This window comes from Streptomyces albus subsp. chlorinus, assembly GCF_013302895.1.
GTDB lineage: Bacteria > Actinomycetota > Actinomycetes > Streptomycetales > Streptomycetaceae > Streptomyces > Streptomyces chlorinus.
Genome location: NZ_VJOK01000001.1, coordinates 4,676,630 through 4,688,063, shown reverse-complemented (window position 1 = coordinate 4,688,063; position 11,434 = coordinate 4,676,630). Strand labels below are relative to the sequence as shown.

Sequence of the window (11,434 nt, the reverse complement as noted above, 5' to 3'; positions counted from 1 at the left end):
CGAGGTGGCGCCGCACGTCGAGGTGCGGGCGGGTGTGGCCGGGCCGGTGGACGACTTCGTACGGACGGCCGGGCCGCCCCCGTCGCTGCCGTCGGACCCGGTGGCGGCGTTCGACGAGCTGTATCTGTGGCAGGCCAGGGCTCTGACCCGGCAGGCGTACCTGCTGTCGGGGCACCGGCGGGTGGCCGAGCTGGCGGTGCGGTGGGCGTTCCACCAGGCGTGGCAGCACTGGCCGAAGGTGCTCGCCGCGGGCGACCCGGCCCGTACCGTACGGGCGACGGCCTACGACTACGCCCTCTCCCCCTGGCACCGGTTCCATCCGCGCCGTCGCTCACCCGACGCCTGCCCCGGCCCGCCCGAGGACCGGGCGCTGCTGGAGGCGTTCCTGGGGCTGCCGCGCAGCTACCGTGCCGCACTGCTGCTGCACTACGGGCTCGGGCTCACCCTGCCCGAGACGGCCGCCGAGGCGGAGTGCAGCATCGAGGCTGCGGCGGGGCGGGTGACCCATGGGCGGGCGGCGCTGGAAGAGGGCTGGCCGACCCTGGCGCGCACACCGCGTCGGCAGCGCGGCGCGGTGCTCGCCCGTACGCTGCGCGAGCTGGCCGTCGCCCAGCCCGTGCGCCCGGTGCCGCCGCGTCTGGTACGGCGCGGCAGTCTGCGGACGACGCGGCTGTGGACGCGGGCCTCGGTCGGGCTGACCGCGACCGTGGCCGCGGCGACGGCGTTCACCCTGATGACGACGGACACCGGCCGCCCGCCGAAGAGCCCGGCACCGGTGCCCCGGACGTTCGCCCCGGCGACATTCCCGGGCGAGATGGAGGGGAGAACCACTCGTACGAGTGATACCGGCGGGGCCGGCGAGACCGGTCCGGGCGGCCGTGTCCATGAGGAGCACGCCGAGCGGGGCGAGCCCGCGGACCACGCCTACCTCCCCCAGCTCCGGTCCACCAACAAGCGCGTCGAGCCGCACGACTTCCCGCAGGCGGTCCCCGGGGGCGGCCGGAACAGCTGACGGGCCCGCGCCCCCGAAGGGACGCGGACCCGTCGAGTGGTCCTCACACGGTCCGTCCTCGCCCAGTCCCTACGCGGTTCTCCGCGCGGACCTCACGTCTCCGCGCGGACCTCACGCGGTCGTCCACCCGGTTCTCCCGCGGTCGTCCACCGCGGTCGTACGGTCTCCCGCGCGACAAGGCGGCCGGCCGCCTGGCCAGGGCGCCCGGCCCCCACCGGGCACGCCAGCCGCTCGGTACCACCGAGGCACCAAGGGGCCGAGGCACCCAGTCGGGCCGAGGCAGTCGCTGAGGCGTCCACGTGCTCAAGGCACTCACTCAGGCGCTGAGGCACCCACGCGCTCAAGGCACTCACTCAGGCGCTGAGGCGCTCCCGTGCCAGGCGTGCGGTCTCGGACGGGGTCTTGCCGACCTTCACGCCCGCGGCCTCAAGGGCCTCCTTCTTGGCCTGCGCGGTGCCGGAGGAGCCGGAGACGATGGCGCCGGCGTGGCCCATGGTCTTGCCCTCCGGGGCGGTGAAGCCCGCGACGTAGCCGACGACCGGCTTGGTCACGTTCTCCTTGATGAAGTCGGCCGCGCGCTCCTCCGCGTCACCGCCGATCTCACCGATCATGACGATCAGGTCGGTGTCCGGGTCGGCCTCGAACGCCTTGAGGGCGTCGATGTGCGTGGTGCCGATGACCGGGTCACCGCCGATGCCGACGCAGGTGGAGAAGCCGATGTCGCGCAGCTCGTACATCATCTGGTACGTCAGCGTGCCCGACTTGGAGACCAGGCCGATCCGGCCCGGCTTGGTGATGTCGGACGGGATGATGCCGGCGTTCGACTGGCCGGGGGTGATCAGACCCGGGCAGTTCGGGCCGACGATCCGCGTCTTGTTGCCCTTCTGGCAGGCGTAGTCCCAGAAGTAGGCGGTGTCGTGGACGGCGATGCCCTCGGTGATCACGACGGCCAGGCCGATGCCCGCGTCGATCGCCTCGACGACCGCGTCCTTGGCGAACTTCGGCGGGACGAAGATGACGGTGACGTCCGCACCGGTCTTCTCCATCGCCTCCTTCACGCCGCCGAAGACCGGCACCTCGGTGCCGTCGAAGTCCACGGTCGTGCCCGCCTTGCGCGGGTTCACGCCGCCGACGATGGTGGTGCCGGAGGCCAGCATCCGCTTGGTGTGCTTCTGGCCCTCGGAGCCGGTCATCCCCTGGACGATGACCTTGCTCTCCTTGGTGAGGAAGATAGCCATGGTGTTGTCGGTGTCCTCGTTCGGTCTCGTCCGGGCTTACTTGGCGGCCAGCTCGGCGGCCTTGTCGGCCGCGCCGTCCATGGTGTCGACCTGCTGCACCAGCGGGTGCGCCGCGTCGGTCAGGATCTTGCGGCCCAGCTCGGCGTTGTTGCCGTCGAGGCGCACGACCAGCGGCTTGGTGACGTCCTCGCCCTTGGACTTGAGCAGCTCCAGCGCCTGCACGATGCCGTTGGCGACCGCGTCGCAGGCGGTGATGCCGCCGAAGACGTTCACGAAGACCGACTTCACGTCCGGGTCCCCGAGGATGATCTCCAGACCGTTGGCCATGACCTCGGCCGAGGCGCCACCGCCGATGTCGAGGAAGTTGGCCGGCTTGACGTTGCTGTGCGCCTCACCGGCGTACGCGACGACGTCGAGGGTGGACATGACCAGGCCCGCGCCGTTGCCGATGATGCCGACCTGGCCGTCGAGCTTGACGTAGTTGAGGCCCTTGGCCTTGGCCGCGGCCTCCAGCGGGTTGGCGGCGGCCTTGTCCTCGAGCGCCTCGTGCTCGGGCTGGCGGAAGTCGGCGTTGGCGTCCAGCGACACCTTCCCGTCCAGCGCGATGATCTTGCCGTCGGCGGTCTTGACCAGCGGGTTGACCTCGACGAGGAGGGCGTCCTCCTTGATGAAGACGTCCCACAGCCTGACCAGCACGTCGGCGATCTGGTCGATCAGCTCGGCCGGGAACTTCGCGGCCTCGGCGATTTCCCGCGCCTTGGCCTGGGTGACACCCTCGATGGCGTCCACCGGGATCTTGGCCAGCGCCTCCGGCTTGGTGGCGGCGACCTCCTCGATGTCCATGCCGCCCTCGACGGAGGCCATGGCCAGGAAGGTGCGGTTGGTGCGGTCGAGGAGGAACGAGACGTAGTACTCCTCCGCGATGTCCGCGGTCTCGGCGAGCATCACCTTGTGGACCGTGTGGCCCTTGATGTCCATGCCGAGGATCTGCCCGGCCTTCTCGACCGCGTCCGCCGGGTCGGAGGCGAGCTTGACGCCGCCGGCCTTGCCCCGGCCGCCGGTCTTGACCTGCGCCTTGACGACTGCCCGGCCCCCGAGCCGCTCGGCCAGCTCGCGCGCCGCCTCAGGTGTCTCGATGACTTCACCGGCCAGCACCGGTACGTCATGCTTGGCGAAGAGGTCCTTCGCCTGGTACTCGAACAGGTCCACGCGCGTCCGTCCCCTTAATCAGTGGTCTCGCGGTCGTTGTCAGCGTGGGCGTGCCGCAGGGCCGCGGCGTCCACGGGTCGCGCGGCATGTCCGCCTTGCAGGTTAGCCCCGCGTGCGTGCGCTGCCTAAATCGCACCTCACACATACGCGGTGACAACGGTCACAACCCCTCCCCGGCCGCCCGGGACCGGCAGCGGCTCAGTCCGGCACCGGCAGCGGGCGCTTCTCGATGGCCGCCGCCATCACCTCGGGGAAGTGGTCGGGGGTGCAGGCGAAGGCCGGGGTCCCCAGCGCCGCCAGCGCGGCGGCGTGCTCGCGGTCGTAGGAGGGCGCGCCCTCGTCGGACAGGGCGAGCAGCGTGACGAACTGAACACCGGCCCCCTTCATCGCGGCGACCCGCTTGAGCATCTCCTGCCGTATCCCTCCCTCGTACAGGTCGCTGATCAGCACCACGACCGTCTCGGCCGGGCGGCTGATACGGGACTGGCAGTAGGCGAGCGCCCGGTTGATGTCGGTACCGCCGCCCAGTTGGGTGCCGAAGAGGATGTCCACGGGGTCGTCGAGGTCCTCCGTCAGGTCCACGACGCTGGTGTCGAAGACGACCAGCCGCGTCTCCAGCGTCCGCATGGACGCCAGCACCGCGCCGAAGACCGAGGCGTAGACGACGGACGCCGCCATCGAACCGGACTGGTCGATGCACAGGATCACGTCCTTCTTGACCGCCCTCGCAGCCCGCCCGTATCCGATCAGCCGCTCGGGAACGACCGTGCGGTACTCGGGCAGGTAGTTCTTCAGGTTGGCCCTGATGGTGCGGTCCCAGTCGATGTCGCGGTGCCGGGGGCGGCTGACCTTCGCGGAGCGGTCGAGCGCCCCGGTCAGCGTCGAGCGCGTCCGGGAGGCCAGCCGCTTCTCCAGCTCGGCGACCACCTTGCGCACCACCACGCGGGCGGTCTCCCTGCTCGTCTCGGGCATCGCCTTGTTGAGCGACAGCAGTGTGCCGACCAGGTGCACGTCCGGCTCGACGGCCTCCAGCATCTCCGGCTCCAGCAGCAGCGCGGACAGCCCGAGCCGGTCGATGGCGTCCCGCTGCATCACCTGCACCACGGAGCTGGGGAAGTAGGTGCGGATGTCGCCCAGCCAGCGGGAGACGTGCGGGGCGGAGGCCCCCAGTCCGCCGCTGCTGCCGCCCCGGCTCCCGCCGCCACCGGGACCGGAGCCCGAGCCGCCCCCGCCGTACACCGCCTCCAGCGCCCGGTCCATGCCGCCGTCGGCGCCGCCCAGCGCACACCCGGTGCCGTCCGCCTCACCGCCGCCGAGCACCAGCCGCCAGCGCCGCAGCCGCTCCCCGTCCGGCGCCGTCCCCGGCCCCGCCCCGGCCTCCCGCGGAGCCGCCGTGTCCGTGGCCTGAGCGGGCACCGCTCCCTCCTCCTGAGGGTGACTCACCCGCGCCCCCTGAGCGGCCACCGCGTCCGTCCCCTCTGTCATGCCCGTGCTCCCTCCCGCTCGCCGGGCCCGCCCACACCAGCCCCGGCCCCGGCCCCGGTCCCCGTCCCGGCCCTGTCACCGGTGCCGTCACCGAGGTCCGGCCCGTCGGTGCCGCCGCCCCCGGTGAGCAGCAGCCGTACCGTCTCCAGCACGGCGTCCGCCCGCCGCGCGTCCAGCCCCGGGCCGAAACCGGGCAGCCCGTCCCCGGCGCCGGACCCGCTCCGGGCACCCTCCCCCACCGGGCCGCGCCGCACCAGCTCGCCGACGGTGCGCCGGACCCCGGCCTCGAACTCCGCGAACGTCCGGCGCAGCAGCGGCAGCACATCCGTGAACGCCTCCGCCGGCACACCCGTCAGCCAGCGGTCGACCAGGGCCAGGAGCCGCTCGTCGTGGACGAGCAGCATCCCGCCGCCCGAGAGGAACCCCTCGATCCACACGGCGGCCTCGCCCGGCGGCGTACCCGGCGACAGCACCAGGCTCATCAGGCGCGCGGCCTCGTCGTCGTCCAGCCGGCCGTCGTCCAGCAGCAGCCGCGCCGCCCGGCCGCGCAGCAGCCCCGGAATCCGGTCCCGCCCGGCCAGCACCCGCAGCACGCCCCGCCAGCGGTCCGCGAGCGCCTCCCCGGTGCCGGGCAACCCCTCACCGGCGCGCTCGTCGCGGGCGAGCAGGTTCACCGCCTGGTGCGCCGCGTCGAGGTGGGCACGCATGTCGCGGGCGCCCTCGTCGTCCAGCCCCGCGCAGGCGGGCGGCAGCCCCACGCAGACCCGTTCGGCCATCCCGTGGGCGACCTCGGCGAGCGCCCCCGCGTCGGTGCCCCGCACATCCCCGTAGCGCAGGGTGCGCACCAGCGCGGGAAGCGCCTGCGCCAGGTGGCCGACGTCGGACTCCAGCGCGGCGCGGTCGGCCAGGACGCGCATCACGACGGGCAGCGCCTCCGGCAACTGCGCCAGCAGACAGCGCTCGGCCAGCGCGGTGACGTCGGCCAGCGAGGTGCCCGCCCGCTCCGTCGCCTCGGAGCGGGCCTTGGCGGTGGCGGCGTCATGGACGGTGGTCCCCCACACGCCCGCCTCGGCCACCCGCACCGACAACTCCGGTTCCCAGCACAGCCGCCAGCTCTCCTTGAAGGTGCCCGTGCTGCCGGTGCGGGAGCGCACCGGCTCGCCCCAGCCGATGCCGAGCAGCCGCAGTCTGTGCAGCAGGCGGCTGCGCGCGGCGTCGGTGTCCTTGCGCAGGTCGAGGTCCATCTCGCGTTCGGCGGCGGACGGTTTGAGCCGCACCGCGCGCTGCTGCCGCGCCAGGTCGCGCTGGAGGGGCACGGCCGGTGCCGCCTCGGGAACCTCGCCCAGCACCTCACCGACCACGAGCCGGTCGCGCACCAACTCCAGCGGCACGTCGGACCCTTCGCACAGCACGGCCCTTATCGCGTCGGTCGTCTCGGTCAGCCCGGCGAGCGGACGGCCGCGCAGGGTGGCCAGTGTCTCCGCGAGCCGTACGGCCTCGATCAGGTGCGCGGAGGAGACCGCGTAGTCCTCCTCCCGCAGCAGGCGCGCGACCTTGGTCAGCCAGCGCACCACCGGCCGGTCCGGTGCGGAGAACAGATGCGCGTACCACCCCGGCGAGGCGATCCCCGCCCCGTACCCGGACTCGCGCGACAACCGCCGGTGGGTCCAGGGAACCCAGGTGACCTCGGCCTTCACCTTGGGCAGCCCCTTGAGCAGCGCGCGGTCGGCGGTCACCGTCGCGGGGCGGGCGAGGGCGGGCACGTGCCAGGCGCCGCAGACCACGGCCGTCGCCGCCTCCCCGAACTCCCTGCACGCCTCCCGCAGCCGCAGCCGCATATGGGCCTCGCGGAGCAGGTCCCGCTCGTGGCCGCCGTCCCCGTGCACGGCCCGCAGCTCGGCCATGGCCTCACCGAGCGCGGCGAACGGCTCGTAGGGGTCGTACGGCTTTCCCTGCCCGTACGGCTTTCCCTGCCCGTACGGCGTTCCTTGCTCGTACGGCTTGCCCCGCCAGTACGGGTGACGAGGTGCACCCGGCGCACGCGGTTCGCCGGGCGCACGCGGTTCGCCGGGCGCGTTCCGGCCGGCCGGGTCGGTCGCGACATCCGGGTCGGTCGCGGCGTCCGTGTCGGCCGGGTCCGTCGTATCGGCCACGTCAGCAGCGGCCCCTGCCGACGCGCCCGGCGCCGCGCCGGACTGCCCCTCACCCGGCCCGCCCCCGCGATGCTCGACGGCGTCCTCCCACCACCGCTCCGGGTCGTCGTACCCCGCTGCCTCGGCGAGGGCCGCCAGCGGGTCGAGCCGCACACCGTCCGCACGGCCCCCGCGCCCGGCACCCGGATGGCCCGCACTCCCCTGGCCCGCGTCCTTTGGACCGGCGCCCTTGCGGTCGGCTCCCGTGTGGCCGCCTCCTCTGCGACCGGCCTGGTCCGCGTCGCCCTGGTCGCCGTGCGGGGCGGGCGCGGCGGGCGGTGCCGTCCCCGGTGCCGTGTCCCCGGCGGCTCCACCCCCGTCGGAGCCGCCGGGGACCGTCTCGTCCCCCTCGGTACCGCCCTCGCCCGCTTCCTCGCCCCGCGCCCCGGCCTCCCGCTCCCCCATGGCCAGGGTGTGGGCCGCGGGCAGATCGATGAAGCGGACCGGGACCCCGCGCCCGACCGCCCACCGGATCGCCACCCACTCCGGGGAGAACTCCGCCAGCGGCCAGAACGCCGCCCTCCCCGGCTCGTTGGCGGCGTGCGCCAGCAGCGCGACAGGCGGGACCATGGCCGCGTCCCCCGCCAGCGCGACCACCGCATCGCCCTCGGGCGGGCCCTCGACCAGGACGACACGCGGCTCGTACGCCTCCAGGGCGGCCAGGACCGCGCGCGCCGAGCCGGGACCGTGGTGCCGCACCCCCAGCAGCAGCGGCCCGGCCGCACGCCGTCCCGGCCCCCCGGACCCGCTCGTGCCCGGGCGCACACCGCCCGTCCCCACGAGCCCGTCCGTCCCCGCGAGCCCGCCCGTCCCCGCGGAGGCGGCGTCCGCGGGTGCGGCGGCGCTCTCACCGACAGCCGTCATGCGGACACCTCTCGGCAGGCGCGGTAGAAGTCCTTCCAGCCCTCGCGCTCGCGCACGACCGCCTCCAGGTACTCCTGCCACACCACCCGGTCCGAGGACGGGTCCCGCACCACGGCCCCGAGGATGCCCGCGGCCACGTCACCGGCGCGCAGCACGCCGTCCCCGAAGTGCGCCGCCAAGGCGAGGCCGCCGGTGACCACCGAGATCGCCTCGGCCGTCGAGAGCGTGCCGGACGGGCTCTTGAGCTTCGTACGCCCGTCGTCGGTGACGCCTTCGCGCAGCTCGCGGAAGACGGTGACCACCCGGCGGATCTCGTCGAACCCCTCGGGCGCCGGCGGCAGATCGAGGGAGCGGCCGAGCTGTCCGACGCGCCGCGCCACGATCTCCACCTCGGCCTCCGCCGTCTCGGGCAGCGGCAGCACCACGGTGTTGAAGCGGCGGCGCAGGGCGCTCGACAGCTCGTTGACCCCCCGGTCACGGTCGTTGGCCGTCGCGATCAGGTTGAAGCCGCGGACCGCCTGCACCTCCTCGCCCAGCTCCGGGATCGGAAGCGTCTTCTCCGACAGGATCGTGATCAGCGTGTCCTGCACGTCGGCGGGGATGCGCGTCAGCTCCTCGACCCGCGCCGTCATCCCCTCCGCCATCGCCCGCATCACCGGGCTGGGCACCAGCGCCTCGCGGCTGGGGCCCTGGGCGAGCAACTGCGCGTAGTTCCACCCGTAGCGGATCGCCTCCTCCGCCGTGCCTGCGGTGCCCTGCACCAGCAGCGTGGAGTCGCCGCTGACGGCTGCCGCCAGGTGCTCCGACACCCACGTCTTGGCCGTGCCGGGCACGCCGAGCAGGAGCAGCGCCCGGTCCGTCGCCAGAGTGCTGACCGCGACCTCGACGATGCGGCGCGGCCCCACGTACTTGGGCGTGATGACCTTGCCCCCGGGCAGCTCGCCGCCCAGCAGATACGTCGCCACGGCCCACGGCGAGAGCCGCCACCGCGCGGGCCGCGGCCGGTCGTCCGCCTCGGCGAGGGCTGCCAGCTCGTCCGCGAAAGCGTCCTCGGCGTGGGGCCGCAGCGCGGCGGCAGCGGCGCCGGAACCGGCCGGCGAGGCACCGTCGGGCGCGGCGGGCCCGGACGGCCCGGCGGACTCGGCGGCCGGGTCTGCGAGATGGCTCTCGGTCACAACTCCCCCTCAACGCAGGGCTCTGTCACGGAAAAAGGCAGGGCGTGGCCAAGGAAGAAGCCCCCGCGCCGCAGCGCCTCGGCCGACCCGTGAACCACTGTGCACCCCGCCACTGACAATCGCCTCCGAACCGCTTCTGACCTGCGGCGACGGGAAGTTGAGGGGGCGTTGTCAGTGGCGGCGCCTACCGTTTTCGGCATGGGTGGACAGGCGGTCCGCTGGACGGCGGAGCAGGTGAAAGCGCTGGCGCCCGACGACGCGTCACGACGCGCGGGCGGCAAGCTGGCCGTGCCCGGCCCGTGGTCGGCGGCGGGGTCGGGCGGCGGCGCGGTGTGGGGGCTGTGCAAGGGCAGCGGCAGCAAGCCGTACCGGACGGTGGTGGACCTGGACGGAGGACAGGGCCCGGGCTACACGTGTTCGTGCCCCAGCAGGAAGTTCCCGTGCAAGCACGCGCTCGGGCTGCTGCTCCTGTGGGCGGCGGACGAGACGGCCGTCGCGGACGGCGCGGAACCGCCCGAGTGGGCGGACGACTGGCTCAGCGGCCGTCGGCGACGCGCGGAGAAGAAGGCGGCCGGACGCGGCCCCGGCTCCGCCGCCAACTCCGGTTCCGGCTCCAGCCCTGGAAAGGCCACCGGCCCCGGAAAGGGCTCCGGATCTGGAAAAGCCACGGGCTCCGGAGAAGGCGTCGGCTCGATAGAGGGTGCCGGTCCGGCAGAAGGCGCCGGCTCGATGGAAGGTGCCGGCTCCGGAGAAGGCACCGGTTCCGGGGCGGCGGGGGACGAGGGCGCGGCGAGCGCCCAGGATGGCGCCCAGGATGCCGAGGCGCGCGCCGAGGCGGCGCGCCGCCGTGCCGCACAGCGCGCGGCACGGATCACCGCGGGCACCGAGGAGTTGGAGCAGCGGCTCTTCGACCTGCTGCGCGGCGGCCTCGCGGGCGCCGAGCAGGCGGGGTACGCGCCGTGGGAGGAGATGGCGGCACGCATGGTCGACGCGCAGGCCCCCGGGCTGGCCGCGCGCGTCCGCGAGCTGGGCGCGCTCCCCGGCTCGGGCGAGGGCTGGCCCGAACGTCTGCTGGCCGAGTGCGCGCTGCTCCATCTCCTCGCCCGGGGCTGGGCGGGCGCCGACGCGCTGCCGGCCCCGCTCGCCGAGACGGTCCGCACCCGTGTGGGCCTCACGGTGGAGGCGGCGGAACTCCTCGCGGACCCGGACGCGTTGGTCCGTGACGAGTGGCTGGTGCTCGCCCAGCGGGACAGCGACGAGGGACGTCTGACGGTCCGCCGCATCTGGCTGCACGGCCGTGCGACGGGACGCCCCGCGCTGCTCCTCTCCTACGGCGCGGGCGGGCGCGCCCCGGAGCTGGCCCTTCCCGTGGGCGCTGCGCTGGACGCCGACCTCGCGTACTACCCCGGATCCGGGCGGCTGCGCGCCGCACTCGGTGAACGGCACGGCTCACCACGGCCCGGCTCCGCACCACCGGGCGGCGCCATACCCGAAGCGCTGGAGAGCTACGCCGACGCCCTGCGCGACGACCCGTGGCTGGAGAGCTGGCCGTTCGTCCTGCGCGACGTGGTGCCGGTCCCCCCGCCTGGGGAGGGGGACACGGCGTCGGGCACGGGACCGGGCCCGGGACCGGTCGGGCCGCGACCGGGGGCCGGTCCGGGTGCCGGCTGGCAACTCGCCTCGCCGGTGGACGAGTACGCCCTGCCCGTCGCGCCGGGCACCGGCACGGCAGGGCTGTGGAAACTGCTCGCGATGTCCGCCGAAGGACCGGTCACGGTCTTCGGCGAATGCGGCCACCGCGGCTTCTTCCCGCACACGGCGTGGAGCGACGGACGCCCCGTCGCCCTGTGAGACGGCAAACGGGCAGCGGACGGGTGGCGGCCTCGCGGTGCGGGCGGCGTCGGATTGGGGAGCGGGACAACGTGTCGGTCGAAGGGCGAATCGCTACCGGGATCGGTGCCGGGACAGGTGGCGGAAACGGGACCGGTGGCGGAAACGGGGTCAATGGTGGAGCCGGGGACGGGGCCAGGCCGGGATCAGGGCCGCAGGTGGACGGGGGTAAGCGGGTGAACGCAACCGGAGGCGGGGCCGGATCGGCCGGGGACTGGGCCGAGATGGTCGGCGCGGCGTTGCTGGGCGCGGAGCGGAGGCGCCCGCCGGGGGGCAGTGTGACGGCGCTGCTGGACGCGGCGGCGGCCGAGACCGTGCGCCGCAGGGCCGGCGCACGGCCCGCCGTCCCCCGGCAACGGCCCGTCCCCG

At 74.5% G+C, this 11,434-nt stretch carries 7 protein-coding genes and 1 pseudogene; 3 read left to right on the top strand and 5 right to left on the bottom strand.

Features of this window, described 5'->3' with window-relative positions:
- Positions 1–1,012: RNA polymerase sigma factor (locus tag FM076_RS20535; protein ID WP_173872440.1), on the top strand; the 1,012-nt coding region annotated here is incomplete at its 5' end.
- Between the two features lie 353 nt (positions 1,013–1,365).
- Here the strand turns inward: FM076_RS20535 and sucD are convergent.
- The 5 genes from sucD to FM076_RS20510 all read right to left on the bottom strand — a co-directional run bounded on the left by sucD (position 1,366) and on the right by FM076_RS20510 (position 9,175).
- A complete protein-coding gene (sucD, locus tag FM076_RS20530) occupies positions 1,366–2,250 on the bottom strand; it encodes a succinate--CoA ligase subunit alpha (RefSeq protein WP_173872439.1) in 885 nt (294 codons plus the stop codon).
- Between the two features lie 36 nt (positions 2,251–2,286).
- Entirely contained in the window at positions 2,287–3,459 is a 1,173-nt protein-coding gene (sucC, locus tag FM076_RS20525; RefSeq protein WP_173872438.1) for an ADP-forming succinate--CoA ligase subunit beta, read from the bottom strand.
- Positions 3,460–3,657: 198 nt separating this feature from the next.
- The gene (locus tag FM076_RS20520) at positions 3,658–4,944 is read right to left on the bottom strand and encodes a vWA domain-containing protein (RefSeq protein ID WP_243274581.1); all 1,287 of its coding nucleotides are present in this window, start codon (positions 4,942–4,944) and stop codon (positions 3,658–3,660) included.
- Positions 4,941–8,000, bottom strand: coding sequence for a DUF5682 family protein (locus tag FM076_RS20515; protein ID WP_243274580.1), 3,060 nt, complete (start codon positions 7,998–8,000; stop codon positions 4,941–4,943). Before FM076_RS20515 ends, FM076_RS20520 begins: the two co-directional genes overlap by 4 nt.
- Positions 7,997–9,175, bottom strand: a complete 1,179-nt coding sequence (locus tag FM076_RS20510; protein WP_173872437.1) for an AAA family ATPase — start codon at positions 9,173–9,175, stop codon at positions 7,997–7,999. The genes FM076_RS20515 and FM076_RS20510 overlap by 4 nt, the downstream gene beginning before the upstream one ends.
- A gap of 198 nt (positions 9,176–9,373) precedes the next feature.
- Between FM076_RS20510 and FM076_RS34045 the strand changes: the two genes are divergently transcribed.
- Together FM076_RS34045 and FM076_RS34040 are read left to right on the top strand one after the other, a co-directional pair.
- Positions 9,374–11,026, top strand: coding sequence for an SWIM zinc finger family protein (locus FM076_RS34045; protein WP_243274579.1), 1,653 nt, complete (start codon positions 9,374–9,376; stop codon positions 11,024–11,026).
- Between the two features lie 215 nt (positions 11,027–11,241).
- A pseudogene (locus tag FM076_RS34040) lies at positions 11,242–11,434 on the top strand (DUF5691 domain-containing protein); the annotation flags it as partial.